The organism is Caballeronia sp. TF1N1 (assembly GCF_022878925.1).
Classification (GTDB): Bacteria; Pseudomonadota; Gammaproteobacteria; order Burkholderiales; family Burkholderiaceae; genus Caballeronia.
Window position 1 is genome coordinate 637,876 of record NZ_CP084626.1, and the last position, 26,995, is coordinate 664,870.

The 26,995-nt window shown below is 61.9% G+C and carries 27 protein-coding genes, 1 tRNA gene, 1 other RNA gene and 1 riboswitch; of the genes, 12 read left to right on the forward strand and 17 right to left on the reverse strand.

Features of this window, described 5'->3' with window-relative positions; all coding sequences use genetic code 11:
* Nucleotides 1-105: 105 nt before the first annotated feature.
* The 3 genes from LDZ28_RS02935 to LDZ28_RS02945 all read right to left on the reverse strand — a co-directional run bounded on the left by LDZ28_RS02935 (nt 106) and on the right by LDZ28_RS02945 (nt 4,146).
* Nucleotides 106-963, reverse strand: a complete 858-nt coding sequence (locus LDZ28_RS02935; protein WP_244827239.1) for an alpha/beta hydrolase — start codon at nt 961-963, stop codon at nt 106-108.
* A gap of 40 nt (nt 964-1,003) precedes the next feature.
* Nucleotides 1,004-1,720 carry a pseudouridine synthase gene (locus LDZ28_RS02940; protein WP_244827240.1) on the reverse strand — a complete coding sequence of 239 codons (717 nt, stop codon included), beginning with the start codon at nt 1,718-1,720 and terminating at the stop codon, nt 1,004-1,006.
* Nucleotides 1,721-1,791: 71 nt separating this feature from the next.
* Complete coding sequence (locus LDZ28_RS02945) at nt 1,792-4,146, reverse strand: hypothetical protein (RefSeq protein WP_244827241.1); 2,355 nt, start codon at nt 4,144-4,146, stop codon at nt 1,792-1,794.
* Between the two features lie 278 nt (nt 4,147-4,424).
* Here LDZ28_RS02945 and LDZ28_RS02950 point away from each other — a divergent pair, with 278 nt between their 5' ends.
* Nucleotides 4,425-4,940 carry a hypothetical protein gene (locus LDZ28_RS02950; protein ID WP_244827242.1) on the forward strand — a complete coding sequence of 172 codons (516 nt, stop codon included), beginning with the start codon at nt 4,425-4,427 and terminating at the stop codon, nt 4,938-4,940.
* Nucleotides 4,941-5,149: 209 nt separating this feature from the next.
* Here the strand turns inward: LDZ28_RS02950 and LDZ28_RS02955 are convergent.
* The 3 genes from LDZ28_RS02955 to LDZ28_RS02965 form a co-directional block, all read right to left on the reverse strand.
* Nucleotides 5,150-5,234: transfer RNA gene (locus LDZ28_RS02955), tRNA-Leu, on the reverse strand.
* A gap of 104 nt (nt 5,235-5,338) precedes the next feature.
* Entirely contained in the window at nt 5,339-6,499 is a 1,161-nt protein-coding gene (locus LDZ28_RS02960) for an ABC transporter substrate-binding protein (protein WP_244827243.1), read from the reverse strand.
* Between the two features lie 63 nt (nt 6,500-6,562).
* Complete coding sequence (locus LDZ28_RS02965; RefSeq protein WP_244827244.1) at nt 6,563-7,504, reverse strand: CysB family HTH-type transcriptional regulator; 942 nt, start codon at nt 7,502-7,504, stop codon at nt 6,563-6,565.
* A gap of 254 nt (nt 7,505-7,758) precedes the next feature.
* Here LDZ28_RS02965 and LDZ28_RS02970 point away from each other — a divergent pair, with 254 nt between their 5' ends.
* From LDZ28_RS02970 to cobA, 6 genes are all read left to right on the forward strand, one after another.
* Nucleotides 7,759-9,435: a nitrite/sulfite reductase gene (locus tag LDZ28_RS02970; protein WP_244827245.1), complete on the forward strand. Its 1,677-nt coding sequence runs from the start codon at nt 7,759-7,761 to the stop codon at nt 9,433-9,435.
* Between the two features lie 27 nt (nt 9,436-9,462).
* Nucleotides 9,463-10,002, forward strand: a complete 540-nt coding sequence (locus LDZ28_RS02975; protein ID WP_244827246.1) for a DUF934 domain-containing protein — start codon at nt 9,463-9,465, stop codon at nt 10,000-10,002.
* Nucleotides 10,003-10,005: 3 nt separating this feature from the next.
* Nucleotides 10,006-10,728 carry a phosphoadenylyl-sulfate reductase gene (locus tag LDZ28_RS02980; protein ID WP_244827247.1) on the forward strand — a complete coding sequence of 241 codons (723 nt, stop codon included), beginning with the start codon at nt 10,006-10,008 and terminating at the stop codon, nt 10,726-10,728.
* Nucleotides 10,729-10,833: 105 nt separating this feature from the next.
* Nucleotides 10,834-11,796 (forward strand): sulfate adenylyltransferase subunit CysD, encoded by a 963-nt coding sequence (gene cysD / locus LDZ28_RS02985; protein ID WP_244827248.1) that lies wholly within the window; start codon nt 10,834-10,836, stop codon nt 11,794-11,796.
* Between the two features lie 26 nt (nt 11,797-11,822).
* The gene (locus LDZ28_RS02990; protein ID WP_244827249.1) at nt 11,823-13,148 is read left to right on the forward strand and encodes a sulfate adenylyltransferase subunit 1; all 1,326 of its coding nucleotides are present in this window, start codon (nt 11,823-11,825) and stop codon (nt 13,146-13,148) included.
* A gap of 10 nt (nt 13,149-13,158) precedes the next feature.
* Nucleotides 13,159-13,917 carry a uroporphyrinogen-III C-methyltransferase gene (gene cobA, locus LDZ28_RS02995; RefSeq protein WP_244827973.1) on the forward strand — a complete coding sequence of 253 codons (759 nt, stop codon included), beginning with the start codon at nt 13,159-13,161 and terminating at the stop codon, nt 13,915-13,917.
* A 78-nt stretch (nt 13,918-13,995) separates the two neighbouring features.
* Here the strand turns inward: cobA and LDZ28_RS03000 are convergent, their stop codons facing one another.
* From LDZ28_RS03000 to lptF, 5 genes are all read right to left on the reverse strand, one after another.
* Complete coding sequence (locus tag LDZ28_RS03000; protein WP_244827250.1) at nt 13,996-14,397, reverse strand: hypothetical protein; 402 nt, start codon at nt 14,395-14,397, stop codon at nt 13,996-13,998.
* A complete protein-coding gene (locus LDZ28_RS03005) occupies nt 14,394-14,828 on the reverse strand; it encodes a hypothetical protein (protein WP_244827251.1) in 435 nt (144 codons plus the stop codon). The genes LDZ28_RS03000 and LDZ28_RS03005 overlap by 4 nt, the downstream gene beginning before the upstream one ends.
* 242 nt (nt 14,829-15,070) lie before the next feature.
* Nucleotides 15,071-15,436, reverse strand: coding sequence for a sirohydrochlorin chelatase (locus tag LDZ28_RS03010; protein ID WP_244827974.1), 366 nt, complete (start codon nt 15,434-15,436; stop codon nt 15,071-15,073).
* Nucleotides 15,437-15,455: 19 nt separating this feature from the next.
* Nucleotides 15,456-16,604, reverse strand: a complete 1,149-nt coding sequence (gene lptG / locus LDZ28_RS03015) for an LPS export ABC transporter permease LptG (protein ID WP_244827252.1) — start codon at nt 16,602-16,604, stop codon at nt 15,456-15,458.
* Between the two features lie 4 nt (nt 16,605-16,608).
* Nucleotides 16,609-17,706 (reverse strand): LPS export ABC transporter permease LptF, encoded by a 1,098-nt coding sequence (lptF, locus tag LDZ28_RS03020; RefSeq protein WP_244827253.1) that lies wholly within the window; start codon nt 17,704-17,706, stop codon nt 16,609-16,611.
* 197 nt (nt 17,707-17,903) lie between these two features.
* Between lptF and LDZ28_RS03025 the strand changes: the two genes are divergently transcribed.
* The 3 genes from LDZ28_RS03025 (at nt 17,904) to LDZ28_RS03035 (ending at nt 20,281) form a co-directional block, all read left to right on the forward strand.
* On the forward strand, nt 17,904-19,439 hold the full coding sequence (locus tag LDZ28_RS03025; protein WP_244827254.1) for a leucyl aminopeptidase: 1,536 nt from the start codon (nt 17,904-17,906) through the stop codon (nt 19,437-19,439).
* 10 nt (nt 19,440-19,449) lie between these two features.
* Nucleotides 19,450-19,866, forward strand: coding sequence for a DNA polymerase III subunit chi (locus LDZ28_RS03030; protein ID WP_244827255.1), 417 nt, complete (start codon nt 19,450-19,452; stop codon nt 19,864-19,866).
* A 76-nt stretch (nt 19,867-19,942) separates the two neighbouring features.
* Nucleotides 19,943-20,281 (forward strand): DUF2486 family protein, encoded by a 339-nt coding sequence (locus LDZ28_RS03035; protein WP_244827256.1) that lies wholly within the window; start codon nt 19,943-19,945, stop codon nt 20,279-20,281.
* 100 nt (nt 20,282-20,381) lie between these two features.
* Here LDZ28_RS03035 and ilvD read toward each other — a convergent pair whose 3' ends face one another.
* Nucleotides 20,382-22,055 (reverse strand): dihydroxy-acid dehydratase, encoded by a 1,674-nt coding sequence (gene ilvD, locus LDZ28_RS03040; RefSeq protein ID WP_244827257.1) that lies wholly within the window; start codon nt 22,053-22,055, stop codon nt 20,382-20,384.
* A 112-nt stretch (nt 22,056-22,167) separates the two neighbouring features.
* Here ilvD and LDZ28_RS03045 point away from each other — a divergent pair, with 112 nt between their 5' ends.
* Together LDZ28_RS03045 and lgt are read left to right on the forward strand one after the other, a co-directional pair.
* Nucleotides 22,168-23,103 (forward strand): LysR family transcriptional regulator, encoded by a 936-nt coding sequence (locus LDZ28_RS03045; protein WP_244827258.1) that lies wholly within the window; start codon nt 22,168-22,170, stop codon nt 23,101-23,103.
* A 37-nt stretch (nt 23,104-23,140) separates the two neighbouring features.
* The gene (lgt, locus tag LDZ28_RS03050; RefSeq protein ID WP_244827259.1) at nt 23,141-24,037 is read left to right on the forward strand and encodes a prolipoprotein diacylglyceryl transferase; all 897 of its coding nucleotides are present in this window, start codon (nt 23,141-23,143) and stop codon (nt 24,035-24,037) included.
* A 27-nt stretch (nt 24,038-24,064) separates the two neighbouring features.
* Here lgt and LDZ28_RS03055 read toward each other — a convergent pair whose 3' ends face one another.
* The 5 genes from LDZ28_RS03055 to LDZ28_RS03075 all read right to left on the reverse strand — a co-directional run bounded on the left by LDZ28_RS03055 (nt 24,065) and on the right by LDZ28_RS03075 (nt 26,428).
* Nucleotides 24,065-24,796, reverse strand: coding sequence for an SIMPL domain-containing protein (locus LDZ28_RS03055; protein ID WP_244827260.1), 732 nt, complete (start codon nt 24,794-24,796; stop codon nt 24,065-24,067).
* 93 nt (nt 24,797-24,889) lie between these two features.
* Nucleotides 24,890-25,348, reverse strand: coding sequence for an EVE domain-containing protein (locus LDZ28_RS03060; protein ID WP_244827261.1), 459 nt, complete (start codon nt 25,346-25,348; stop codon nt 24,890-24,892).
* 77 nt (nt 25,349-25,425) lie between these two features.
* Nucleotides 25,426-25,608: non-coding RNA, 6S RNA (gene ssrS / locus LDZ28_RS03065), on the reverse strand.
* A 122-nt stretch (nt 25,609-25,730) separates the two neighbouring features.
* Nucleotides 25,731-26,045, reverse strand: a complete 315-nt coding sequence (locus tag LDZ28_RS03070) for a cell division protein ZapA (protein ID WP_244827262.1) — start codon at nt 26,043-26,045, stop codon at nt 25,731-25,733.
* The gene (locus tag LDZ28_RS03075; protein WP_244827263.1) at nt 26,042-26,428 is read right to left on the reverse strand and encodes an ATPase; all 387 of its coding nucleotides are present in this window, start codon (nt 26,426-26,428) and stop codon (nt 26,042-26,044) included. The genes LDZ28_RS03070 and LDZ28_RS03075 overlap by 4 nt, the downstream gene beginning before the upstream one ends.
* A 235-nt stretch (nt 26,429-26,663) precedes the next feature.
* Nucleotides 26,664-26,989: riboswitch (cobalamin riboswitch) on the forward strand.
* Nucleotides 26,990-26,995: the final 6 nt, after the last annotated feature.

Here is a 26,995-nt window from a genome sequence, read left to right on the forward strand (position 1 = left end):
TTGATAGTCATTCTGGTGTCCGTGCTTTGAGTATATGAATACGGACGCCGGAAAGCATGCTGCGGTGCAACGCCTCGCGTTCAGGGCTTACACCGATTTGCAGGATCAATGCGCGCCGATAAACGCGGCGACATCGGCCAGAATCGGGGAATTTGCGTGTGCCGACGCGGTGAAGGCATCGACGATGCGCCCGTGGTCGTAGCCCGGATAGCGCTTGAGCTCGACGCTATCGTCGTGCGCGCGCAACGCCGCGGCGAAGCGCTCGCTGTTGCGCGGATCGACGACGTTATCGGCGGTGCCGGTGGCGAGAAGCATCGGCGGCTCGTTGCCGGAAATGAAGTCGATCGGCAGCGTTTCGGCGCGCTCCGCTGCCGGAAAGATGTCGCCCATGTGCGGCTCGGACGGAATGGCGACATACGGCCCGGCGAGCCCGATCATGCCGCGCAACGATTCCTTCGCCATGCCTTGCGCTTGCAGATAGCGGCCGTCGGTGGCTAGCATCGCCGCGATATGCGCGCCCGCCGAATGTCCCATCACGAAGATGCGCTCCGGGTCGCCGCCGAACTCATGCGCGTGATCGCGCGCCCAGCGCACCGAGGCGGCGGCATCGGCAAGGAAGCCAGGGAAGACGGTTTCCGGATATACGCGGTAATCCGGCGTCACCGCGACGAAGCCGCGTTGCGCGAGCGCGTCGGCCACGCCGCGCGAATCGGCGCGCTGGCCGGCTTGCCAGCTTCCGCCGTAGAAATACACGATCACCGGACGCGCATGTTGCGAGGCCTCTTCGGGCGCGTAGACGTCGAGCCGTTGCCGCGAAGTCGGGCCGTAGGGCAGGCCGTCGGCGAGCTCTTCGTCATCGGACGCGGCCGTGACTGCCGTTGCCCACGCGCGCGACGGACCGAAGCCCGCAGCGCACGCCGCCAGTGCCAGAGTGATGAAGCGCCGTCTCGCCGCGAGTTGCATGATGTCGTCGACCCTGAAAGTGATCGGCGCGCAGCCGATGCTATGACGTGCGTGAGTCCCGCAGCGCGGCGAGATCGGTCTCGTCGAGCCAGCGCCACGCGCCTTCGGCCAGGGACTCAGGCAAAGCATAACCGCCCACGCGCTCGCGATGCAGTTTCTCCACCCGGTTGCCGGCCGCCGCGACCATGCGCTTCACCTGATGGTATTTGCCTTCCTGCACGGTGAGTTCGAGCAGATGTTCGTCGCGTCGCGTGGCCGCAAGCGCGGCGCTCGGCTTCGTCTCGCCGTGCAACAGGACGCCTTCGACGAGGCGCGCGAGTTGTGCATCGTCGATGGGGTGACGCGTCGTCGCCAGATACAGCTTCGGCACCTTGCGCTTGGGCGACGTGAAGGCATGCACGAAGGCGCCGTCATCGGAGAGCAGAAGCAGGCCGGTGGTGTCCTGATCGAGCCTGCCGACGGGCTGCACGCCGCGCTCGATCAACTGCGGCGGCAACAGGTGAAAGATGCTCAGGTGATGTTGCGGATCGCGCGAACATTCGTAGCCGGGCGGCTTGTTCAGCGCGATGTAGGCTTTCTCGCGATACGTCCAGGCGTGCCCGTCCACTTCGAATTCGGGCGATGGCGTGAGGGAAATGCTCGCGTGGGGATCGGCGCAAACATCGCCACCGATACATACGCGGCCTTCGGCGACGAGTCCGCGGCATTGGCGGCGCGACCCGAAGCCTTGGGAGAAGAGGAGGGTTTCGAGGTCCATCGGATAGGCGGGGTTGAAGCGGCGATTCTAGCAAGCGGCGGGGGCATGCGAGCGATTGCCTCCGCCGTTGCTCAATGCGCGTCGCCGCGACCCTTCGCCACCGTCGGCACGCCCCAGCCGAAGAGCGTCGCGTTGGAACGGTCTTCCGCGAGGCTCGTCACGGGCGCGTGGTGCGATCCCACGCTCCAGCGGCCATCGAAGGTCATCGCGGGCACCGCGGGCGCCGGGATGGCCGCGCCTTGACTGAAGTAGGCGATGTTCGCTTCGTATTGCGCGGCCGTCGCGTGGCGCAGGACTGCTTGCGTTTGCGCGTTGCGCGGGTCGAGCGCCACGGCGCGCCGGGCATTGCGGACCGCGCAGGACGGGTCCTTGTTCAACGGGCACGAGCGGGCGCTTGCCACGGCGCTGTCGCGGGCGCGTTCCTGGCGGGTGACATCGGCTGCGAGTTGTTGAACTTCCGGGTTGCGCGATTGGCTTGAAGCGAGGACGCGCAGGTTGCGGCGGGCGGCAGCCAGGTCGCGATTGGCGAGCGCCTGCTGGACGGCGGCGATGTTGCGGGCCACGGCGGGTGATTCTTGCGGCGGATGGGTATCGGCGGGTTTGGCGGCGATCGATGCTGTCTTCGGTGATGGAGCGGCGGATGCGCTCGCGGCCGACGTGGTCGCGTGGTTGCGGGAAGCGTCCTGCGCGATGACGGTCGCGGCGGTTTGTGTCGATGCGAGAGGGGTCGGGGCGGGATACGCTGCGTTTCCGGCTGCCGGGCTGTGTTGGGAGGCTTCGGGCGCGTTGGCGACCGCGGTCTGCGCAGCCGGCTTCGCGCTTGGCGATGCGGTCTTTGAAGCTGCCAATGTCGTCGCGTTGCTTCGCGACGTATCCGCTGCGGTGACAGCGCCGGCTGCGGTCTGCGTCGCCGGCTTCCCGCTTGCGGTTGTTTCTGATGTTGTCGTCGTCGCGTTGCTTCGCGACGTATCGGGCGTGTTGGCGCTAGCGGCCGCGGTCTGCATCACCGGCTTTGCAGTCGTCGATGCAATGCCGTTCGATGCCGTCTTCGATGCCGCCGCGTTGCCCCGCGAAGCATCCGCCGGGGTGGCGACACCCGCTACGGTCTGCGTCGCCGGCTTCGATGACGTCGAGCCATTCTCAGGCTTCGAGTTCGCCGCCGTTTGCGTCGCAGGCGACGCGACCGCTCCAGGCGCGCTGTGAGCGGCGAGCGAAGGCGCTGCCGGTTGTGCGGCGTTCACATTCTTCTTGCCATCGGTACCGGCCGCGACTGCTTCCCGTGTGCCGATCGCATCGTTCGCGGGGGCCTTGTTCGATGAGCCGCTCGCCATCGTGGCATTGCCGGGCGATGCCGGTTTCACCGTCGATGCACCGGCGTCACCAGCACCAGCCGCATTCGACGCCAAAGCCTTGTTCTGCGATGCGCCAAGCGCGGAAGCTGCCGGCGTTTGCACGGAAACAGTGCCGCCGCCCGCCGACGGCTTGCTTTGCGATACCACTGCGCCGGTAGACACACCCGCATCGGCGATCGATGCGGTTTTCACCACCGGCATAGTCGCGGACTGCGGAGCCTGACTCGTCGATGCCAGAGCCAGAGCAGCGGATTTCGGCTCCGTTCTCAATGGGGGCTTCGCAACCGTCGAATTCCCAAGCCCGGCGTTCGTCGCACGATGATCGGCCATTGCGGTCGCCATAGGCCGATTGCCCGACGGTGTCGCCGATGCTCCCGCTGTCACGCCGGCGATCGCCACGGAACCGCCCGCAGAGGATGCATCGGGTGCCCGACGCGAACTCGCATCGGCCGAATTCGCGCGACTAGCAAGCCTTTGCGCGTCATCTGCACGAACACGTTTCGCATCGTCGTCAGCCGATGCGAGCGTGCGTGCCTGTTCCGCGACCGCTCTCGATTGGTCGAGTCCGGCACGCTTCTCGTCGCCCGCGCCGCGCGCCGCCGACGCACCATTTCCAATCGATCCAGCCGCGCTGATCACCGGCCGGTTCGACGTGACGACGCCTCCGTCCGATTGCACGTAAAGGTATCCGCCCGCGGCGAGTCCCGCGACCACGCCGCCAATGAGCACCGCCAGTCCCTTCCTCGCCGGTTTGCGCTCGGCCTCGGGCGGCAGGTCGCCCGGCTCGGCAAGACTCGGGTAGGACGTCACCATCCTGCGACGAACGAGACGCGTCAGCCAGCCCGTATCGCGCAGATCGGTGATGTCGAGTTGCCCTGGCATCGGCGCGGCGGCAGCGGCGGCCGCGGGCGCCGCGGATGCAATGGGCGCGACAGGATCGGATCGCGTCGTGAAGATCGCGCCCTGCCGATCGGACCCGCAAGAAGGGCACGTTTCTTCTTCTGCGCGCGAAACGGCGTTACAGCGGCGGCAAATCACCGAATCGAGCGTCAGCGAATATTCTGGTCGGTTCATGTCGCACCCTATTGGAGTTATGGCCCGACACATGGCGCGGGCGGGTCACGACATCGGAACTCCTAAGGAAGCCGAAAGCGGTCGCCTGCGCAGGCACGCATCCTCGCGATGCACCCTGCGCCGGAGTCCTGAATGCCGAGCGGGAGCCTATTTTTGCGACTCCCGGTGAAACGCGTCTACGCGATTGCGCACATAGGCGTAATGATCGTGTAGGGGAAAACGCGAAGTTTGAAGGCTGAATATGTGCGTTGCGCCGCATAAAACAGGTATTAGCGACCTTGTCCTGGCCGATTGGCCGACTACCCGATGCACGCGGCATCGGCGAAATTGGCGGTCAATGCAAACGAGCGGGCACGACGATGAAATCCAGCGGTTTCGAATCGACGACGCGGCAGTTGGTTCTTCTTCTGCCGATCTTCATGGGCGTGATCGAATACTTGTTACGTGTCGCGATGAGGCAGTCGGATCAGAGCGAGTTCTTTCCAATCTCGCTTGTCGCATCGGGGATCAGTTTGAATCTTGCGGTGGCCGCGTTGCCACACGACTTGCTTGAAGTGACTGCGGGACGGCAGCTATATAGGCATTTTCGGCAGGCGATATTTATTGCGAATCTGGGAATTTTCGCCTCGCTAGGCGGGGTTCTTCTGTGGATATACTTGCTACTGGCTTCATTCAGTGAGGATTTCAAAGCATTACTAAACATGAATTCCATCTTGGAAGCTTTGACCTACTATGTAATTTCCATGCATTTGACGCGCTACAAGGAAGAGGTGGAAAAATGTTGGACCTCGTGATTGGGTTTTTTAAGGAATATGGAATCGTGGTCGTAGTGTGCGGAGGTATGTATTTCACCATGCCTTACTACGAGCGATGGTTGCGCCGGAGGCTGATGGCAGAGCGTGCAAAAGCTGAACTCGAGGAAGGTATGAAGCGCTAAAGCCCCGCATCGGTCGCCCAAACGCAAAAAAGCCGCTCTAAAAAGAGCGGCTTTTTCATCAATTTTTGGTGCCCAGGGCCGGAATCGAACCGGCACGCCTTGCGGCGGGGGATTTTGAGTCCCCTGCGTCTACCAATTTCACCACCTGGGCCTTCAAAAATGCCACTCGCGAGGAGCAGCAAATCGAGTCCGCGATTATGGCGCAAAAATCCGCCGTGGGCAAGCCGGTTCGACAAGCCGCCCGCAAGCACGCCTTCACTGACTCAAATAAGTGAACTGTCCGTCCTTGATCACGCCCATCACGCTTGCGCGCTGATCCAGCCCGACGTGATCCGTCGCGCTCGTGTTCACGACGCCATTCGGTACGACGAGCTCATGCGCGTGCTCCAGTTCCGACCGCAAAGCCACGCGAAATTCTTTCGTACCCGGTTTCGCGGTCTTAAGCGCGCGCGCCACGGCATCCTGCAAACGCGGGTACACGCCCGCCGCATCGCCGGCAAATTGCGTCACGGTGCTCTTGCCGTACTTTTCTTCATAAGCGCTCACGAACGCCAGCGCCGCTTTCTTCGAAGGATGATCGGCCGGCAGCGTGCGCGCGACGACCACGGGCTGCGTCGGGAAGAGCGTGCCTTCCACATCCTTGCCGCCCAGCTTGATGAACTCCGGCGTCGCGATGCCGTGCGTCTGATAGATCGCGCCCTTGTAGCCGCGCTCGACCAGCGTGCGCTGCGGCAAAACGGTCGGCGTGCCCGCGCCGGCGATCAGCACCGCATCGGGCTTCGCGGACATCAGCTTGAGAATTTGCCCCGTCACGCTCGCGTCGGTCCGGTTGAAGCGCTCGCTCGCGACAATCTTGATGTGACGCAACTCCGCGAACTTGCCGAACTCGTTGAACCAGCTGTCGCCGTAGCTATCCGCGAAGCCGATGAAACCGACCGTCTTCACGCCATGATTCGCCATGTAGCGCGTCATCACGTCGGCCATGGCGCGGTCGGTCTGCGCCATCTTGAAGGCCCAGACCTTCTTGCCTTCCTGCGGCTCGACCACCGAAGCCGAACCGATCAGCGTGATCATCGGTGTCTGGTATTCCGCCACGGGATCGAGCGCCGCGAGCGCGGCCGGCGTGATGTTCGGGCCGACGATCACATCGACACGATCCTCGGTGATGAGCTTGCGGATGTTGCGCACGGCCGCGCCCGGGTCCGAGCCGTCATCGAGGATGATGTACTCCGCGTTCTGCCCGGCGATGGTTTTCGGCCACATCAACATCGCGTTCTTGCTGGTGATGCCGATGGTCGCGGCGGGGCCCGTGCTCGACAGGTCCACGCCTACTTTCAGTTGCGCGTGCGCGGCAGCGGCCAGCGCGGACAAGGCAACGCCGGCCATGAGCCGGCGCGTGAACATCGACAACTTCATCGAAAAGCTCTCCAGGAGGGTGATGGGTTCTTCTGCGTCTCTATTACTCAAGACTAGTGGCGATCAGAGTTCGTAGCTTTCGTGGTCGCCCGAAAGCGCCTGCTCGATCAGCTTGCGATTCATCGACGGCGACAGCAGTTCGACGAGCGTATACACATAGCTGCGCAAATACGCGCCCTGTTTGAGCGCAAGCCGCGTCACGTTCGTGCCGAACAAGTGGCCAACCGGCATCGCGCGCAAATGCTTGTCGCGCTCCGGATTGAACGCGATGTCCGCCATGATTCCCACGCCGAGCCCGAGTTCGACATAAGTCTTGATGACATCGGCGTCGATGGCTTCGAGCACGATATCCGGCGTGAGACTGCGCAACGCAAACGCCTGATTGATCTTGCTGCGGCCGGCAAACGCCGCTTCATAAGTGATGAGCGGGTACTGCACTAGATCGTCGAGCGTGAGAAGCTTGCGTTCCAGCAGCGGATGATCGGCCGGCATGACGGCCAGATGCTGCCACTGGAAGCAGGGCAGCGAAATCAGTTCTTTATAGTTGGCGATGGCTTCCGTCGCGATAGCCACATCCGCCTGATCGTGGATGACCATTTCCGCGACTTGCGTCGGGCTGCCTTGCAGAATCGAAAGATGCACCTTGGGAAAGCGCTTCTTGAATTCCGCGATAGCCGAGGGCAGCGAGTAGCGCGCCTGAGTGTGCGTGGCGGCAATGACGAGATTGCCCTGATCTTGCGCCGCGTAGTCCTTGCCGACGCGTTTCAGGCTTTCCACTTCCTGCAGAATCTTTTCGACCGATGCGAGAATGATGCGCCCCGGCTCGGTCAGCGATCTGACACGCTTTCCGTGGCGTGTGAAAATCTCGACGCCGAGTTCATCCTCGAGCTCGATGATCGCTTTCGACACGCCCGGCTGCGAGGTAAATAAAGCCTTTGCGGCCTCGGTCAGGTTGAAGTTCTGCCGCACGGCCTCGCGGACGAAGCGGAACTGGTGCAGATTCATGTAGTGCCTTCGTTTTTTGCCCTTTCGTTATTACCTGAGGGCATATCAAAGTAAGTTTTAAGTCGTTTGCAATATATAGCAGGTTTATTACTATCAGTCCAATTTTTCCAATATCCATATCTGTTTTTGTCATTAGCTAATGAATTAAGCGTCGGAACGGCGCTTGCGATGACGAATCAATATGGAATGGCTGAATTCTCAACGCGCCGCGTAACCTAGGACGCAGGCGTTCGAACTAAAACTTGGGGCCTCGAATGTACCAATACGATCAGATCGACCAGCGCATCGTCGACGAACGTGTCGCGCAATACGCCGACCAGGTTCGCCGTCGCTTGTCGGGCGAGTTGAGCGAAGAGGAATTCCGTCCGCTGCGTCTGCAGAACGGCCTGTACATGCAGCGTCACGCCTACATGCACCGCATCGCGATTCCGTACGGCAATCTGCGCAGCGACCAGATGCGCATGCTCGCCACCATCGCGCGCGAGCACGATCGTGGGTACGGCCACTTTTCCACGCGCACCAACATCCAGTTCAACTGGGTCGAGCTGGAAGAGACGCCCGAGATTCTGCGCAAGCTGGCATCGGTGCAAATGCACGCCATTCAGACGTCGGGTAATTGCATCCGCAACATCACGGCGGATCAGTTTGCGGGCGTGGCGCCGGATGAACTCGTCGATCCGCGTCCGTGGGCCGAGATTCTGCGTCAATGGTCGACGTTCCACCCCGAGTTCGCATGGCTGCCGCGCAAGTTCAAGATCGCGGTGTGCGGCTCGGAAGAGGATCGCGCGGCCACGCAGGTGCACGATCTGGGCGTCTATCTGAAGAAGAACGAAGCGGGCGAAGTCGTCGCGAGCATTCTCGCGGGCGGCGGGCTCGGCCGCACGCCGATCGTCGGAGCGGTCATCAAGGAAGACTTGCCCTGGCAGCATCTCATTACGTATTGCGAAGCCGTGCTGCGCGTGTACAACCGCTATGGCCGCCGCGACAATATGTATAAGGCGCGTATCAAGATTCTCGTGAAGGCGCTGTCGCCGGAGAAGTTCGCGAAGCAGGTCGAGGAAGAGTGGCAGCATCTGAAGGACGGCCCTTCGACCATCACGGCGGAAGAAGTCGCACGCGTGTCGCAGTACTTCGCGCCGCCTGCCTACGAAAAGCTGCCGGATACCGACGCCTCGTATGAAAAGCATCTGATCGACAGCAAGCCGTTCGCGCGCTGGGTCGAGCGCAATGTGCGTCCGCATAAGGTGTCGGGCTACGCGTCCGTCACGCTGTCGCTCAAGCCCACCGGCATTGCGCCGGGCGACGCCACCGACCAGCAGATGGACGATGTCGCCGCTATCGCCGATGAATTCTCCTTCGGTGAGATTCGCGTATCGCACGAGCAGAATCTGATTCTCGCCAACGTCAGGAAGCACGATCTGTACGCCGTGTGGGAACGCGCCAAGGCGGTGGGTTTCGCGACCTCGAACGTCGGTTTGCTGACCGATATCATCGCGTGCCCGGGCGGCGATTTCTGCTCGCTCGCGAATGCGAAGTCCATTCCCATCGCGCAAGCCATTCAAGAGCGCTTCAGCAACGCCGACTACGTGTACGACCTGGGCGACCTGTCGCTCAACATCTCGGGCTGCATCAACGCGTGCGGTCACCACCACGTCGGCAACATCGGCGTGCTGGGCGTCGATAAGGACGGCTCGGAGTGGTATCAGGTGACGCTAGGCGGCGAGCAAAGCTCGGGCGCGACCGGCGCGCATCTCGGCAAGGTCATCGGCCCGTCGTTCTCGGCGCATGAAATGCCGGATGTCGTGTCGAGCGTGATCGACACCTACGTCGACAACCGCGTGGAAGGCGAGCGCTTCATCGAGACGTATAACCGCATCGGCATGACGCCGTTCAAGGAGCGCGTGTACGCATCGCGCCAGGCGCACGCTTAAACGTCGACGAGACCGAGGACTTTGCAGATGGCTTTGATTATCAAGAACCGCTCCGTCGTCAATGACGATTTCACCGTGGTCCGTGCCGCCGAAGACGGCGCGCTGCCCGCAGTCGATGCGCTGCCCGCCGGCAAGTTGCTCGTGCCGTTCGCGTTGTGGAAGGAGCATCGTGCGGCGCTCGTCGCGGCGCATTCGAAGGACGAACTCGGCGTGTGGCTCGCGCCCGACGACGAACCCGCCGATCTCGTCGCCGATTTCGGCGACATCGCCGTGATCGCCGTCGATTTTCCCGTGTTCCGCGATGGCCGCGGCTTTTCCATCGGCCGCTTGCTGCGCGAGCGTTATCAGTGGACGGGTGAGTTGCGCGCAATCGGGGACGTGCTGCGCGATCAGTTGCTGTTCCACGCGCGCTGCGGCTTCGACGCATTCGCTGTGCGCGAAGACAAGGACATCAATGACGCGCTCAACGCGTTCAACGAGTTCACGGAGCGCTATCAAGGCGCGACCGACGATCTCGAACCGCTGTTTCGCCGTCGCAGCGCGGTTCTCGCGACGCTTGGAGCCTGAGGCATGACTCCCGAATTGCAAGCCAAGGTTGAACGCCTCGACGCGCTGCTCGATTCGATCGCAGCGCGCCATGAGCGCGTCAAGCTAGCCAGCAGCCTCGCCGCCGAAGACATGGTGCTCACACACGCCATTCTGTCGCGCGAGGTGAATATCGGCATCTTTTCGCTGAACACGGGCCGTCTGCACGAGGAAACGCTCGGCATGCTGGACACGGTCAAGGCGCGTTATGGCTACGACATCGAGCAGTTTCATCCGCGCCAAGATGCCGTCGATGCCTACGTCCGCGATCACGGCCTCAACGCGTTCTACGAGAGCATTGATTTACGCAAGAGCTGCTGCCATATCCGCAAGGTGGAGCCGCTCAATCGCGCGCTGTCGGATGTGTCGGCGTGGGTGACGGGGCAGCGCCGCGAGCAGTCGGTGACGCGCACCGAACTCCACGAGGAAGAGCACGACGCGCCGCGCGGCATCGCCAAGTTCAACCCGCTCGCGGACTGGACCGAAAGCGATGTCTGGGACTACTTGAAGGCCTTCGACGTGCCGGTGAATCCGCTGCATGCGCGCGGTTATCCGAGCATAGGCTGCGAGCCATGCACGCGCGCCGTGCGCCCCGGCGAAGATAGCCGCGCCGGCCGCTGGTGGTGGGAATCGCGCGATACGAAAGAATGCGGCCTGCACATCACGAACATCAAGATCGTCGAAGAAGCACCAAGTTCGGCTATCTGAATCATCGAGGTGCTCAAAGAGAAGCGCCCGGTACGAACACTGTCACTGAACGCGGCGTCAAAGCGCCACAAACGCATGACGCAGCCAATAAAAGGATCGACGCATATGAGCACCACGCTCGACTCTACCGTCACCGCCCCGATTACCAATCAGGCGACTCGGATGGACCATCTCGACTGGCTCGAAGCCGAGTCGATCCACATCCTGCGCGAACTCGTCGCGGAGTGCAGCAAGCCCGCGCTTCTGTTCTCGGGCGGCAAGGACTCGGTCGTCGTGCTGCATCTGGCGCTGAAGGCATTCGGTCTCGGCGCGGGCCGCAAGACCGTGCTGCCGTTTCCGCTCGTCCATATCGACACTGGCCATAACTTCGGCGAAGTGATCGAGTTTCGTGACCGGCGCGCCGCTGAAATCGGCGCGGAACTGGTCGTCGGCCACGTCGAGGATTCGATCAAGAAGGGCACTGTGCGTCTGCGTCGCGAAACCGATTCGCGCAATGCCGCGCAAGCGGTGACGCTGCTCGAAACCATCGAGCAATACGGCTATACGGCGCTGATCGGCGGCGCGCGCCGCGACGAAGAGAAGGCGCGTGCGAAGGAACGCATTTTTTCGTTCCGCGACGAATTCGGCCAGTGGGATCCGAAGGCGCAGCGTCCGGAACTGTGGAGCATCTATAACGCGCGTCTGCATCCGGGCGAACACTTGCGCGTGTTCCCCATCTCCAACTGGACCGAACTCGACGTGTGGCAATACATTGCGCGCGAGAAGCTCGATCTGCCGTCCATCTATTACGCGCATGAGCGCGAGATCGTGCGCCGCAACGGCCTGCTCGTGCCCGTGACTCCGCTCACTCCGGTGCGCGACGGCGAAACCGCCGAGATGGCGCAAGTGCGCTTTCGGACGGTCGGCGACATCAGCTGCACGTGCCCGGTTTCGAGCGATGCCGACGACGTCGAAAAGATCATCGCCGAAACGGCCGTGACGGAAATCACCGAACGCGGCGCCACGCGCATGGACGATCAGGCTTCCGAAGCCGCGATGGAACAGCGCAAGAAGCAAGGTTATTTCTGAAGCCACGCCCCCAAGGAACGAACGAAATGAGCATCTATCAAGCTGAAGACCTGGGCGTGTTGCGCTTCATCACGGCGGGCAGTGTCGACGACGGCAAGAGCACGCTGATCGGCCGCCTGCTGTACGACAGCAAGGCCGTGTTGTCGGACCAGTTGTCCGCCATCTCGCGCGCCAAGAACAAGCGCACCGTGGGCGATGAGATCGACTTGTCGTTGCTGACCGACGGCCTCGAAGCCGAGCGCGAGCAGGGCATTACCATCGACGTCGCGTATCGTTATTTCGCGACCGCGAAGCGCAAGTTCATCATCGCGGATACGCCGGGTCACGAGCAGTACACGCGCAACATGGTGACGGGCGCATCGACGGCGCATGCGGCGATCATTCTCGTCGACGCGACGCGCGTCACGTTCGACAACGGCGACGCTCAACTCCTGCCGCAGACCAAGCGCCATAGCGCGATTGTCAAGTTGCTCGACTTGCAGCACGTGATTGTCGCGATCAACAAGATGGATCTGGTCGAGTACAGCGAAGCGCGCTTCAACGAAATTCGCGACGCGTACGTCGTGCTCGCGCGTCAGCTTGGAATCGCGGATGTGCGCTTCGTGCCGGTGTCGGCGTTGAAGGGCGACAACATTGTGTCCGCGAGCGAACGCATGCCGTGGTATGCGGGCGAGCCGCTGCTCGACTTGCTCGAATCGCTGCCGGTCGCGCAGCCCGTCGATCAAGCGCTGCGTTTCCCGGTGCAATGGGTCGCGCGTCAGGACGGCTCTCAAGCCGACGATTTCCGCGGCTACATGGGCCGCGTCGAAGCGGGCGAAGTGCGTCTTGGTGACGCCATCACCGTGCTGCCGGCGAATCGCCAGGCGACGGTCGCCGAGATCATCGCGCCGGTGCCGGGCGGCGTTGCGCCGGTGGATCGCGCGTTTGCCGGCCAGACGGTGACCATTCGTCTCGCCGAGGATGTCGATGTCTCGCGTGGCGATACCTTCGTGCCGCGCGCGGAGAGCGAAGCGCAGACGGTCGAACCCGCGAAGAAGCTCGAAGCGGATCTGTGCTGGTTCGACGAAGAGCCGCTTTCGCAGCAGCGCAAGTATTTGTTGAAGCAGACGACGAACACCGTGTTCGCGCGGATCGGCGCGGTGAAGGAAGTGCTGGATGTGCATACGCTGTCGCATTCGGTCGATCGCAATACGCTCGCCATGAACGATATCGGCCGCGTGGCGTTGACCTTGCAGAAGCCGCTCGTCGCGGACTTGTACGAGACGCATCAGGGCACGGGCGCGTTCGTCTTGATCGACGAGGCGACGCATCACACGGTCGCAGCCGGTATGATTCGCGCAATCTCAGCCTGAGTGCATGCAAATGGGTAAGGTCTATCTGATCGGAGCAGGGCCGGGCGCGGCGGATCTCATCACCGTGCGCGGCATGCGTTTGCTCGAACAGGCCGACGTGGTGCTGCACGACGCGCTCGTCGAACCTGCGATGCTCGACTACGCGCCGAACGCACGCAAGATCGCGGTCGGCAAGCGTTGTGGGCAGCGTTCGACGGCGCAGCATTTCATCAGCAAGCAGATCGTCGATGCCGCTTTGGAACACGGTCTCGTCGTGCGTCTAAAGGGCGGCGATCCGATGCTTTTCGGCCGCGCGGATGAAGAGATGCGCGCGCTGGAGGCGGCGGGTATCGACTATGAAGTGGTACCGGGAATCACGGCGGCGCTCGCCAGCGCGGCGACGCTCAAGCGCTCGCTGACCTTGCGAGGCGTGGCGCGTAGTGTCGCGCTGGCGACGCATAGCCGCGCCGCCGACAGCGACGATATCCGCGAGCAGGCGCAGGCGGATTCGCTCGTGTTCTACATGGGCCGAGACAGCGCGCCGGACATTGCCCAACAGTTGATCGATGCGGGACGGCCGGGTTCGACGCCGGTGGCGATCGTCGAGGCGTGCAGCACGCCGCGCGAGCGCACGCTTACGCTTACGCTGGCGCGCATGGCGCTAGGCGAGGCGCAGGAATGGCTCGATGCATCGCAGCCGAGTTTGCTGATGATAGGCGAGGCGTTTCGGGATCGCGACGCGGTGGCGAAGCCGAAGGTGCATTTGAAGGGGATGCAGGCGGCGGCTTGAGGCGGACGGCTGAACTCTGGAACGAGCCTGGTTGCGGGCCAATCGCGTTGCCTGGAGCGGACGATTGCGATGTGCTTATCAGGCAGCGCGGCCACGCTTATGCCGCAACTCGCCGACATAAACGCTTGATGACGAACTTGCAGAACTCGATCTGGCGTTAGAGAGAACCGAAGCCGCTAACGATTTTCCGCCGGCTTGCCGGCGTGCCGCCTTCGATAAATCTAACTGCAATTCCGCAAGCAATTCCCTTCGAAGTTCCTTGTGAAGTCCATTCAACCGATCTTCTTGCTGTCGAACCAGTTGCTCGACTTGACGCCGAAGCTCCTCGGCCGACACCGGTTCCGCAACTGCCTGTTCTTCACTCAACTTGGCGACGTGTTCGCGATAAAAGTAGGCAAGCGTCTGCACTACAGCGAACGCGATAGCTGCAATGACGAGCGTGCCGTAATTCCCTTGAAGCGCAGTCAGAATATTTATCATGTCGTCAGGCGTTTGAGCTCGGACAGCGATACTGCAAAAAAATAATACACTACTGAAATCGATTTGGTCGAGCTCCAGCCAAACAGAGTGAGTCCCAGCCAACCTTTATAAATTCCGGAAAGCGACGCACCGAGTATCTGATGCCACAAAGGCATGCCGATGAGAGCCAAGGCAGCCGCCATGGCCACGAGCGTAACGTCGCACCGATATCGAAACTTTTCGGCGGCTCCTGCCGTAACTGCTGGCTCCTTGCGTGCAAGGCACAGTGAGGTGAGCAGGGCGATCGCGCTTAGCATAAGCCCGGGCGCCAAAAACGCCTCTGGATCTTTCTCTTTGAACGCCTGGTGAACGGTCAGCTCGAAGCTTCCCAGCCAGAACGGCAGTGCATAAATAAATACACGAACGAAAGAGTTATAAACGTAACGCGCCATGCAAGGAGTTGATGCGGGTTATCTCGATGTTTCGCTGAAAGCCAGAGTTGCAGGCAGCAGTCTCGTGAAGCTGACGTTGACCGTTGCCCTGAGTGGTGGAGTTGGCTGGCCAGCATTCCTGAAATCGTAGAGATCGTAGCATCGTCAGTAATGCTAGGCATTGAGTAAAAGACGAAAGCGATATGCAGCGCTTCAACTTCTCGGCAAGCCAACGATACGTGAGCCTTGAGTCTGACCGGCCCTCAAACCTGCCGCAAACAATACTCCGCGACCGCATCCAGCACCGCATCATCCTCGCCGACCGCCGTCGCGCAATGAATCGCGACAGAGGGATGCGCCGCGCGACACGTCTCGATTACCGCCGGCAAGTCACGCCTCACATGACCGCCTTGCCCGAAGAACACGGGCACCACGGTAACGGCATCGCAACCTTCTTCAGCCAACTGCGTCACCGCCGAAGGCAGATCCGGCGTCATCAACTCCAGAAACGCAAGCGCAACCGGCTCGTCGCGCCCGGCACGCAGGCGCGACGCAAGCCGTTCGAACGGCTCCGCCCAGCGTGGATCGCGTGCGCCGTGTCCGAACAGTACGATGCCGTGCTTGCCCATCATCTTCTCCCGAAGAAACTCAGTGCCGCTCGACCCACTTGAGCCCCAGCAAGCCAATCGCGAGATAGGCGAGGGCAGGCGCGGCCGCAGTAATCGGAGCCGGCCACGTATTCAAGGTCCCGATGTGCGAGAAGAGCGTATTGAATAGCTGAAAACTCATCCCGATCATGATGCCGCCGAACACCTTCACGCCGACCACGCCAGCACGCGTGTGCAAATATGCGAACGGCAGCGACAGCACCAGCATGACGAACACCGCGAACGGATAAAGAATCTTGCGCCAAAACGCAATCTCGTAACGCTGCGTGTCCTGATGATTTTCCGTCAAGTGCTGGATATAGCGAAACAGGTTGAACATCGACATGCGATCCGGCGACACCAGCAGCACCGACAGAATCTGCGGCGTAAGCTCGGAACGCAGCGAGTACTCCGGCAGCGTGGTCTGCTTCGCGTTGTAGATAGGGTTGAGCGCATCGTTGGGATTGATGGCCGCGAGCGGCGCATCGACCAGTTGAGTGTCCGTTACGCCCGTCAGCTTCCAGTGGCCCGGCGGCTCGAAGACGCCACTCTGCGCTATACGCACATTGGTGAGACGGAACTTCGAATCGAATTCATAGATACGCACGTTGGCGATCGTCGTATCCGGGTTCAACGTGCCCACGTTGACGAAGCGCGTGACTTGCTCGCCGTTCTCCTTCGCGGTCAGCGTGTCCTTCACCCACACGCCCGACTGGAAATTCGACGAGACCGACGACCCCAGCGCCTCCAGACGCACGCGCTCCGACAACTGATCCGCATAAGGCCCAACCACTTCGCCGATGATATACGTCACCAGCACGAGCGGAATCCCGATCTTCAAGAGCGAACGCAATGCCGTGCCCGTCGAGAGTCCCGACACGCGGAAGATGGTGAATTCGGACGCCGCCGCCATCTGCGCGAAGACATAAATGGCCGAGATGAGCGCAGCAACCGGAATGATTTCGTAGAAGCGCGAAGGCGTCTGCAAGGCCACGCGCAATATCGCGAGCGTGAACTTGTAGTTGCCATGCCCCACGGTGTTCAGTTCGTTGATCAGGTCGAAGAAAAAGAACAGGCCCGAGAAAGCGAACAGAATGAAGATGAACGCCAGATAGATCTGGCGCGCGAAGTATCGTTCGTAGATGCGCATTGCGTCAGGCTCCCTTCGAACGCGTGAACGTCGAGAGCGTGAAAAGTGGCCGGTTGCGCACGCGCAGCCAGAAGATGAACGCCACGAGTGCCGCCACCAGCAAATGCAGGCCCACGAGTCCCACGCCGAACGACATCTTTCCCTGCTCGATCCATGACTGGACCACGTTCAGCAAATTCGAATAGGTCAGATAGATGAGCACGGCCATCACGAGATTGATGGTCCGGCTGCGGCGCGGGTTCTGATAAGACAGCGGAATGGCGAGCAGCATCAGGTTGATGGCGATGAGCGGCAGACCCAGGCGCCACGCGAATTCCGCGAGGTTGTCCTTGCTCGGATTGGCAAGCAGGTCGGGCGTGGAGATGCCGGTGGTGGTCGGCGTGTTGACGACCTGATGACTCATTATCTTCACACCGTAGCGCTCGAACTCCGTGATGCGGAAATTCGGCTGGCCAGGCTCGCCATCGTAACGACGTCCGTTTTCCAGCACGATGAAGCGGTCGCCGTCGGGGCGCGTCTCCGTGTGTCCGTTCTTCGAGACGATGACGTTGACCTTGCCGCCTTCGGTGCTCGTGACGAACACGTTCTCCACTTGCGACTGATCGGGCGACATCTTCTCGATGAAGAACACGCGATGACTCGAAGGCGATTCGCGGAACTGGCCCGGCGCGAGCAGCGATACTTCATCGCGTTGCTGGAAGCGCGCCTTGATGAGTTTGCTCTGCTGATTCGACCACGGCCAGCCGACGAACGCGAAGAAGACGATAAGGATGATGATCGGCGTGGAAAACACCGCGATGGGCTTGATGAGCTGCGTCTGGCTCACGCCCGAGGCAAGCCACACGACCATCTCCGAGTCGCGATACCAACGCGTCAGCACGAAGAGGATGGAAACGAACAGCGTCACGATCAGCATGACCGCGAGATAGCCGATCACGGTGAGCCCGATCAGCACGACGACATCGCGCGGGTCGACCTGGCCCGATGCCGCGAAGCCGACGATACGGATCATCATCGTCGTGAGCATGATCGTGAGCAGCACCATGAATACGGCGCCGGCCGTATACGCGAGTTCGCGCTGCAGGGAGCGTTCGAAGATCATTGAATTTAGCTGAATTTAGCTGAAGGCCGGCGGCGATGCGGCGTAACGAACATGCCCTGCAACAACAAGAAGTAGATGCAGTAGCAATGCAATCGTTCCCCGAGTCAGTCGGGCTTTGCCTGTGACCGCCGCGGAAAAAATAGCGGATAATTGCGGCTTTCATCCTTCAGCCCAGATTTTATCCGAGGATAAGCGCGATGGACTTTAGCATAAAAGCCTGTGATTGGAGCAAAGGCGAGGCAAATGGTTTCCTCACCGGGAAGTCAGATGTAATCGTGCTCGGCATCTTCGAAGCACAGACGTTGACAGGCGCCGCACGCGACATGGATGTCGCCACCAAAGGGCTCGTTTCGCGCGTCGTGAAGGCCGGCGACATGAACGGCCGCGCAGGCACCACGCTCCTCATTCCCGAAGTCACCGGCATTGGCGCATCGCGCATCTTGCTCGTCGGACTCGGCAAGCAGGACGCCTTCAATCAGAAAGCATATGGCGAGGCAGTACGTGCCGCGTGGCGCGTGATCCTCGGCGCCAAGATCGTCCAGGCTACTTTTACGCTTGCGCAGTTGCCCATTCAGGAACGCAGCGGCGACTGGGGGGTGCGCGCCGCCATCCTCGCATTGCGCGAACTGACCTACAAGTTCACGCAGATGAAGAGCAAGCCCGACAACAGCGCGCGCTCGCTCAAGAAGATCGTCTTCAGTGTCGATCCCGCCGATGAAAAAGCCGCGAAGGCCGCAGCCAGGCAAGGCGTGGCGATCGCCAACGGCATGGACCTCACGCGCGATCTCGGCAACCTGCCACCGAATGTCTGCACGCCGACTTATCTCGGCCAGACCGCGAAGAAGCTCGGCCGCGACTGGAAGCTGAAAGTCGAAGTGCTCGGCCAGAAGCAGATCGAAGCGCTCAACATGGGCTCGTTCCTGTCGGTGGCGAAGGGTTCGGTGGAACCGCCGCAATTCATCGTCATCCATTATCAGGGCGCAGGCGGGACCGAGTCTGGCAAGGCGAAGGGCAAGAACGCGCCGGTCGTGCTGGTCGGCAAGGGCATCACGTTCGATACGGGCGGCATTTCCATCAAGCCCGGCGATTCCATGGACGAGATGAAGTACGACATGTGCGGCGCGGGCTCGGTATTCGGCACGCTGCGCGCGGTCGCCGAGATGGGGCTCAAGCTGAACGTCGTCGGTGTCATCCCGACTTGCGAGAATATGCCCGCGGGCAACGCGCTCAAGCCGGGCGATATCGTCACCGCGATGAACGGCACGACCATCGAAGTGCTCAACACCGACGCCGAAGGCCGTCTCATTCTGTGCGACGCGCTGACCTACGCGGAGCGCTTCAAGCCCGCCGCCGTCGTCGACATCGCGACACTTACCGGCGCTTGCGTCATCGCGCTCGGCCATCACAACACGGGCCTGTTCTCGAAGGACGACGCGCTCGCCGGCGAATTGCTCGATGCCTCGCGCGAAGCCGTCGATCCGGCGTGGCGTCTGCCGCTCGACGACGAGTATCAGGATCAGCTCAAGTCGAATTTCGCGGATGTCGCGAATATCGGCGGGCGTCCGGGCGGCAGCATCACGGCGGCATGCTTCCTGTCGCGTTTCGCGCAGAGCTATCCGTGGGCGCATCTGGATATCGCCGGGACCGCGTGGAAGAGCGGCGCGGCGAAGGGCGCCACGGGCCGTCCCGTGCCGCTGCTCTCGCAGTTCCTGATCGATCGCGCGGGCCAGTGAGCGTAAGGCCGTGACGCGCATCGACTTTCATACCAACGTGGGCGATTCGCTCGCCTACGCCTGCCGCCTCGCGCGCAAGGCGTATGCGAGCGGGCGCGCGCTCGTCGTCCTTGCCGAGCCGCGCCGTCTCGCCGAATTCGACGAGCAGTTGTGGACCTTTGCGCCGCTCGAATTCGTGCCGCACTGCATGGCGAAAAGCCCGCTTGCGGCCGAGACGCCGGTCGTGCTCACGTCGAATCTGGATGACGCGCCGCATCATCAGGTGCTCGTCAATCTCGGCGCGCCGGTGTCCGCGCAATTCGCGCGCTTCGAGCGGCTCGTGGAGATCGTCGGCAACGAGGACGACGAACTCGCGTCCGGGCGCGAGCGCTTCCGGTTCTATCGGGATCGCGGTTACGCCATCGAAACGCACAAGCAAGGCGGTTGAGCGAACATAGCGCGCCGTCGCGGGGCATTACGATTGGCGCACAACACAGGCTCATCACGCGACGGACGGAGACACCATGACCAAAACACCTGAATCCTTCGATACGTCCATCCCCGTTCTCACCGATGTCGTCGTGCCCGGCAAGCCGGAATATGCGCGCGCGGCATCGGCGGAAGCGGCATTCGAATACGATGCCGCGCTGGTCGCCGAACGCCTGCGCGCGCGCGTCACGCAGTATCTGGACACCGATGCCCGCGCGCTGATCGCGGCGCGCTGCGAGGAAGTGCTGCGCGAACATACGCAGACGCTCGTCGAGGACATCACGCGCGAAGTGGCGGTGGCGCTGGATGGACGCTTGCGCGAGTGGGTCGGAGCGGCGGTGGAAGAGGAGTTGCGGCGGCAGCGGGAAGAGTGAGCGGGACCTGCCAACGGCTCCGAACGAAAAAAGCCGCTACGAAGAACATTCGTAGCGGCTTTTTAACGCCGGGCGCTCGCCTTTCCTGGCTGGACCCACTTCAGCCCGTTACCGCCCCGCGATTGGCCGGCAACGCCAACGCCGCATACTTTGCCAGCACGCCGCGCGTATAACGCGGCGCCGGCTTCGTCCACAGCGCGCGGCGGCGCGCGATCTCCGCGTCATCCACGTTCAATTGCAGCAGCAGCTTGTGCGCGTCGATGGTGATCGAATCGCCTTCCTGCACGAGCCCGATGGTCCCGCCCGCGAACGCTTCCGGCGCGACGTGGCCCACGACCATGCCCCACGTGCCACCAGAAAACCGCCCGTCGGTGATGAGGCCGACGGTTTCGCCCAACCCCTTGCCGATGATCGCCGACGTCGGCGCGAGCATTTCCGGCATGCCGGGGCCGCCTTGCGGGCCGAGATAGCGCAGCACGACGACATCGCCGGGTTTGATCTTGTCGGCGAGAATCGCGTCCATCGCGCTTTGCTCGTCTTCGAACACGCGCGCCGGGCCCGTGATGACCGGGTTCTTCAAGCCCGTGATCTTCGCCACCGCGCCGTCTTCCGCGAGATTGCCGCGCAGGATCGCAAGGTGGCCTTCCTTGTACAACGCCTGCTCGATCGGAAAAATCACCTTCTGATCCGCGCGCGGCTTGCTCGGCACGTCCTTCAGTTCCTCGGCGAGCGTGCGGCCCGTGATCGTGATGCAGTCGCCGTGCAGCATGCCCGCATCGAGCAGGATCTTCATCACCTGCGGAATGCCGCCCGCCTTGTGCAAGTCGGTTGCGACATATTGGCCCGACGGCTTCAGGTCGCAGATCACCGGCACTTTTTTGCGCATGCGCTCGAAGTCGTCGATGCTCCATTCGACTTCCGCCGCATGCGCGATAGCCAGATAGTGCAGTACGGCATTGGTGGAACCGCCCGTCGCCATGATGAGCGCCACGGCGTTTTCAATCGACTTCTTGTTGATGATGTCGCGCGGCTTCAGATCTTTCTTCACGGCCTCCACGAGCACGCGCGCCGATTCGCCGGCGGAATCGACCTTCTCCTGATCCGGGTTCGCCATCGTCGAGGAATAGAGCAGCGACATGCCGAGCGCCTCGAACGAGGAGCTCATGGTGTTGGCCGTGTACATGCCGCCGCACGAACCGGTGGACGGACACGCGTTCTTCTCGACACCCTTGAAATCTTCCTCCGACATGCGCCCGGCCGTGAACTCGCCGACCGCCTCGAACGACGACACGATGGTCAGGTCCTTGCCCTTCCAGTTGCCCGGCCGAATGGTGCCGCCGTACACATAGATGCCCGGCACGTTCATGCGCGCGAGGCCGATCATGCCGCCCGGCATATTCTTGTCGCAGCCGCCGATCACGACCACGCCGTCCATCCACTGTCCCTGCACGGCCGTTTCGATACAGTCGGCGATGACTTCGCGCGAGACGAGCGAGTACTTCATGCCTTCGGTGCCCATCGACATGCCGTCCGAAATGGTCGGCGTCCCGAAGATTTGCGGATTCGCGTCGGACTTGCGAATGGATTCGACGGCGGCATCGGCGAGACGCTGCAGACCCGCGTTGCACGGCGTGATGGTGGAGTGACCGTTGGCGATACCGATCATCGGCTTGTCGAAGTCTTCCTCCTTGTAACCGAGGGCGTAGTACATCGAGCGGTTGGGCGAACGTGCGACGCCCTGCGTGATGTGTTTCGAGCGGCGATTGAAGGGCATGGCTGCCTCCTGAGGGGATCGTGGTTTTTGGTGTGGTGCAGGAAGAATGCAGTGTCGTCGATGTATCTGTCCAATATATTATTCAGGGTCTATTGAGTCGCAAAACATATCGATGCCAGTCGAACTCCGCCTGCTGCGCTACTTCGTGACCGTCGCCGAGGAGATGCACTTCGGCCGCGCCGCCGCGCGCCTCGCCATGACGCAGCCGCCGCTCTCGCAGGCCATCCGTGCGCTGGAAGACGCGCTCGGCGTCGTGCTGTTCGAACGCACGCGGCGCACGGTCGAACTGACGCCGGTTGGCCGCGATCTGTTGCCCGAGGTGCGCCGCCTGCTTGCCGCCGCCGACGCCTTGCGTCCGCTCGCGCAGTCGCTTTCGCGCGGCGAGGCGGGCGTGCTCTCGCTCGCGTTCGTCTCCACGGCGGATTACGGCCTTTTGCCAGCGTTACTGCGCGAATTCAATGCGCGTTATCCAGGCGTGCGTCTGCAACTCACGGAAGCCACCAGCGACGTTCAGATAGACGAACTCGTGGCCGGCCGTATCGATGCCGGTCTCGTGATTCCGCCGCTGCCGCCGCGTCACGCCATGACGCTTTCGTATCTGCCGATTGCGCGCGAGCCGCTCGTCATCGCCATGTCGACGGATGCCGCGCAGGAACTCGGGCAGGGCGCCGCCGAATGGACCGAGACGCCCGTCGATCTGCACGACTTGGCCAGCGCGCCGCTCGTCGTCTTTCCAAGGCGTCTCGCGCCGGGTTTGTATGACATCATTATGGGCTGCTACGGCGCGGCAGGTTTGACGCCGCGCATCGGACAAGAGGCGATACAGATGCAGACCATCGTGAGCCTCGTGTCCGCCGGCATGGGCGTCGCGCTCGTGCCGCAGTCGGTGCGGCATCTGCGGCGCACGGGCGTGGTGTATCGCCCGTTGCGGGAACCGGGGCCCGTGGTCGAAACCGGGCTCGTGTGGCGCGCGGCCGAAGTGAGTCCGGTGTTGAGCCGGCTCATCGAGATCGTGCGCGCGCAGGCTGCTGCCGTCGTTGCCGTATGATTCGCCTTTGAAGTTCGCCTGGCTCTTCCATTACACGATGCTCATACATCCCAATTTCGATCCCGTCGCGATCCATCTCGGACCGCTCGCCGTGCGCTGGTACGGCCTCATGTATCTCGTTGCGTTCATTTCGGCCATTGCCATCGGCAGATTGCGTCTGCGCTTGCCGCATGTCGCCGCGCAAGGCTGGACCGTCAAGGACATCGACGACATGCTGTTTTACGGCGTACTCGGAACGATTCTCGGCGGCCGCATTGGCTATGTGGTGTTCTACAAGGCGAGTTATTACTTCGCGCATCCGCTCGATATCTTCAAGGTGTGGGAAGGCGGCATGTCGTTTCACGGCGGCTTTCTCGGCGTGACGCTCGCGATGGTCTTGTTCGCGTTTCAGCGCAAGCGCACGTGGCTGCAGGTGACGGATTTTGTCGCGCCGATGGTGCCGCTCGGACTGGCGGCGGGGCGTCTCGGCAACTTCATCAACGGTGAGTTATGGGGCCGCGTGACCGACCCGGCCGCGCCCTGGGCCATGCTCTTCCAAAACTCCACCAACGACGACGCCATCTGGCTCGCGAAGCATCCGCAGTTCGATGCGCAATACAATCTCTCGGAGATTTTCTCGCGCTATCACATGCTGCCGCGCCATCCGTCGCAGTTGTATGAAATCGCGCTGGAAGGGCTCGTGCTGTTTGCGGTGATCTACCTCTTCGCGCGCAAACCGCGGCCGGTGGGCGCAGTGTCGGCGTTGTTTCTGATCGGTTATGGACTCGCGCGCTTCACGGTGGAATTCGCGCGCGAGCCGGATGATTATCTCGGACTCCTCGCGCTCGGCTTTTCGATGGGCCAATGGCTCTCGCTGCCAATGATCGTCGCGGGCATCGTCATGATGGTGTGGGCGTACAAACGTCAGAAACGCGTGTCCGGCAACGCGGCGTAAATCACGCCGCGTTCTCCGGCACAGCAGTTATCGCCCCATTTGCACCGAACCCGACACGTCGACGGTCACCGTCGTCGTGCCGGCTTCGAGCGCCATCGGCGCGCCGACCTTCGCGTCCGCGCCAAGCGAGCGGGCCTGCATCATCATCACCGGGCGCGGACCCGCGCCGCTGTGGCCCACGTTCACTTCGCGGATCGTGAAGTTGGCGTAACCGAACGCCTGACTCGCGGCCTGCGCTTCCTTGCGGAACGACTCGATGGCCTGAGTCGAGAGCTTCTGCTCGGCGGCGCGCTGCGCTTCGGGCGACAGCGAGAACGCGACGCTGCCGACTTGCATGGCGTTACTCATCTTGCCCGCGAGCTTGGACGCCGCCGCGAAGTCGTGCGATTCCAGCACGACCTCCGTGCGGCCGCGCCACGCGGAGATCTTGCCGTCGCGATCCGTGCTCGGATAAACCGTGAACGAGCCGCTTTTCGCGGTCACGTTGTCGACGCCTTTTGCTTCGCGCAATGCGGCTTCGGCGCGCTGATTGAGCGTGGTGGTGAGCGACGATGGATCGGCCGCTTCCTGCTCGTAGAACAGCGTGATGTTGACGACATCTTGCGGCACTTGCGCGCTGGCTTGCGCGGATAGCGAAAGCACGCCGGATGGCTGCGGATTGGTAATTACCGTCTGAGCGGCGGCCGAAAGCGGAAGCGTGAGCGCGGCGCTCGACATCGCGACGAAGGCGAGGGCGGCGGCGGTTTTCTTGTCGATCATCTAAGGACTCCGAGTGCAAGAGCATCGCGTGATTCGCGACCGCACTTAGGCGCTTCGTTCGTTCCCTTAGTTCCCTTGAACGATTCGCGCGCCCTAGACCAGACGCTCGGTTATGAAGCGCCACTGCGCCTCGGTCACGGGCGTGATCGACAGCCGATTACCGCGCGCGAGCACTTGCATGTCGGCGAGTTCCGCGTGTTCGCGCAATGTCGCGAGCGGAATCAACAGCGTCTTCTTGACGAAGCGCACATCGACGAGCATCCAGCGCGGCGTCTCCTGCGTGGACTTGGCGTCGAAGTACGGGCTTTTGGCGTCGAACTGAGTGGGATCGGGATAGGCCGTAGAACAGACTTTGGCGATGCCCGCAATGCCCGGCTCCGGGCAACTCGAATGATAGAAGAGCACGCCGTCGCCGACTTGCATCTGGTCGCGCATGAAGTTGCGCGCCTGATAGTTGCGCACGCCCGTCCACGGGAGGGTTTTCTTCGGCGCGTGCGCGAGATGATCGATGCTCGCTTCGTCCGGTTCGGACTTCATCAGCCAGTAGCGCATGATGGATTCGGCAACGGGGTTTTAAAACGGGCTCGACAAAAGCAAACGGCATCGGTATGAACCGATGCCGCTGGAGTAGGGTCCCCACCTCGGCCGCTAGGCCGGCATCCTGAACCTGGGTTCAAGATTGGTCGCAGTAAGCAACACTTCGGGTACATCAGACAGAGTGACGCGCGCGCCCGTGCTGCAAGTTTCCACAACCGTGCCAATGTAGCATTGGTTCAAGGAATATATGACCTTGGCGAACCAGGCAGGGAGTAGTCACTCTACACCAATCGAATGTCTAATGCAGCCTCTCGACACCAATTGCGCAGTTTCTTTTTTCGATTGACATCGCGCGACCGATTAGCGTTCGCCAAGGAGCGGCGTGGCGGCACTTCGGTCACTGCACTTCATACTGCGCGATGACAGCACCAAGCTGTTCGTTCATGGAGTGCATCGTGCGGCGAATTTCCTCGGCGGGGAAGGCCTCGCCATGACGCACGCTTTCTTGCAGCCTCAGCAATTCGGAAGCGAGTGAAAGCGCGGCCATCACCGCGATGCGGTCTTGCCCGCGCACGTTGCTTGCATTGCGCACCTTGTTCATCTCGGCGTCGACCCGTGCCACCGCTTCCCGCAGCGCGCCTTCGGTTTCCGGCGAACAGGCGAGGCGATATTGCTGGCCGAGAATGGATACTTCGATCTGCGTGGTCGTCATGCCTTCTCTCCGTGATGATGCTCGCTGTGCTCTCCCGCGTGCGCATGCTCGTGCGCGGCTTGCACATCGTGAGAACGGGCATCGAGGAGATCGAGCTGATTTTCCGTCTCGGCATGATTCGCGGACTTGCCGCGCGGCAACTTTTCGAGAATCGCGTTCAGGCGGACCTGCGCGTCGTCGATCTTGGCCGAGAGGGAATCGCGTTCGGCTTGGAGCGTGTCGCGCTCTTCGCGCATTTGCACGAGCTCTGCCTGCACGTTCGCGTAGTCGCTACGCAGTTGTTCGATTTGTGCTTCAAGCGCGAGACGCGCCTGATTGTGCCGCTCGCTGATCTGGATCAGCCGGCCGATATTTCCTGACAGTGATTCGAGTTCGTTGAGCATGTGCTGCGTCCTCTAAAGACCTCGCATTCTAGCGCGGTTCAACGGAGCTTCCGATAATTGTCTCGTTTCGAGACGTAACAGCACGCGATCATGCGTGCATCGCGATGCATTCGTGTGTGGAAAGCGCGGGCGCTGCCGATGTGTTGCGACGGCGGGTTCTAGTTGGTTCGTCGTGAGCCGTGTGTCTTGCGATGATCGGCCAGGGTCGTTTCTTGACGGTCCTGAATCGCGCTCCTACACTTGCCGCACTTTTGGTGCTCGCGTCCGCATTTCTTTTGCGGGCGCAGTCAAACGGGAAACAGGAAGCGGCGCCGCCAAGGCCACGCCAACCTGTGCTGCCCCCGCAACGGTAAGCGACCGCAACGCAAGTTGCAAGTCGTCCCTTGCGCGTTTTTCGCCGCGCCGTCGTGTGAGTTTGCTTGCGAGTCTGTCTGATTCGCAAGAATCCGCCGCTCGACGCAGGCAAGGCGAAGAACGTGTCGATGCCACTGCGCTTCATGCGTGGGAAGGCGGGACGGTGTGTCGCCAGCCCGGATACCGGCCAACTGTTCAGCGCGTTCGTCTGTT

Coding starts and splice junctions, on each gene's coding strand:
- ilvD (WP_244827257.1), bottom strand. CDS start 22,055: ATGCCCTTCAATCGCCGCTCGAAACACATCACGCAGGGCGTCGCACGT.
- LDZ28_RS03000 (WP_244827250.1), bottom strand. CDS start 14,397: ATGATAAATATTCTGACTGCGCTTCAAGGGAATTACGGCACGCTCGTC.
- LDZ28_RS03060 (WP_244827261.1), bottom strand. CDS start 25,348: ATGCGCTACTGGCTGATGAAGTCCGAACCGGACGAAGCGAGCATCGAT.
- LDZ28_RS03070 (WP_244827262.1), bottom strand. CDS start 26,045: ATGACGACCACGCAGATCGAAGTATCCATTCTCGGCCAGCAATATCGC.
- LDZ28_RS02980 (WP_244827247.1), top strand. CDS start 10,006: ATGACTCCCGAATTGCAAGCCAAGGTTGAACGCCTCGACGCGCTGCTC.
- lptG (WP_244827252.1), bottom strand. CDS start 16,604: ATGCGCATCTACGAACGATACTTCGCGCGCCAGATCTATCTGGCGTTC.
- LDZ28_RS02965 (WP_244827244.1), bottom strand. CDS start 7,504: ATGAATCTGCACCAGTTCCGCTTCGTCCGCGAGGCCGTGCGGCAGAAC.
- LDZ28_RS03025 (WP_244827254.1), top strand. CDS start 17,904: ATGGACTTTAGCATAAAAGCCTGTGATTGGAGCAAAGGCGAGGCAAAT.
- LDZ28_RS02960 (WP_244827243.1), bottom strand. CDS start 6,499: ATGAAGTTGTCGATGTTCACGCGCCGGCTCATGGCCGGCGTTGCCTTG.
- LDZ28_RS03055 (WP_244827260.1), bottom strand. CDS start 24,796: ATGATCGACAAGAAAACCGCCGCCGCCCTCGCCTTCGTCGCGATGTCG.
- lgt (WP_244827259.1), top strand. CDS start 23,141: ATGCTCATACATCCCAATTTCGATCCCGTCGCGATCCATCTCGGACCG.
- LDZ28_RS02970 (WP_244827245.1), top strand. CDS start 7,759: ATGTACCAATACGATCAGATCGACCAGCGCATCGTCGACGAACGTGTC.
- LDZ28_RS03075 (WP_244827263.1), bottom strand. CDS start 26,428: ATGCTCAACGAACTCGAATCACTGTCAGGAAATATCGGCCGGCTGATC.
- LDZ28_RS03045 (WP_244827258.1), top strand. CDS start 22,168: ATGCCAGTCGAACTCCGCCTGCTGCGCTACTTCGTGACCGTCGCCGAG.
- LDZ28_RS02990 (WP_244827249.1), top strand. CDS start 11,823: ATGAGCATCTATCAAGCTGAAGACCTGGGCGTGTTGCGCTTCATCACG.
- LDZ28_RS02975 (WP_244827246.1), top strand. CDS start 9,463: ATGGCTTTGATTATCAAGAACCGCTCCGTCGTCAATGACGATTTCACC.
- cobA (WP_244827973.1), top strand. CDS start 13,159: ATGGGTAAGGTCTATCTGATCGGAGCAGGGCCGGGCGCGGCGGATCTC.
- LDZ28_RS03010 (WP_244827974.1), bottom strand. CDS start 15,436: ATGGGCAAGCACGGCATCGTACTGTTCGGACACGGCGCACGCGATCCA.
- cysD (WP_244827248.1), top strand. CDS start 10,834: ATGAGCACCACGCTCGACTCTACCGTCACCGCCCCGATTACCAATCAG.
- lptF (WP_244827253.1), bottom strand. CDS start 17,706: ATGATCTTCGAACGCTCCCTGCAGCGCGAACTCGCGTATACGGCCGGC.
- LDZ28_RS02940 (WP_244827240.1), bottom strand. CDS start 1,720: ATGGACCTCGAAACCCTCCTCTTCTCCCAAGGCTTCGGGTCGCGCCGC.
- LDZ28_RS03035 (WP_244827256.1), top strand. CDS start 19,943: ATGACCAAAACACCTGAATCCTTCGATACGTCCATCCCCGTTCTCACC.
- LDZ28_RS02945 (WP_244827241.1), bottom strand. CDS start 4,146: ATGAACCGACCAGAATATTCGCTGACGCTCGATTCGGTGATTTGCCGC.
- LDZ28_RS03005 (WP_244827251.1), bottom strand. CDS start 14,828: ATGGCGCGTTACGTTTATAACTCTTTCGTTCGTGTATTTATTTATGCA.
- LDZ28_RS02935 (WP_244827239.1), bottom strand. CDS start 963: ATGCAACTCGCGGCGAGACGGCGCTTCATCACTCTGGCACTGGCGGCG.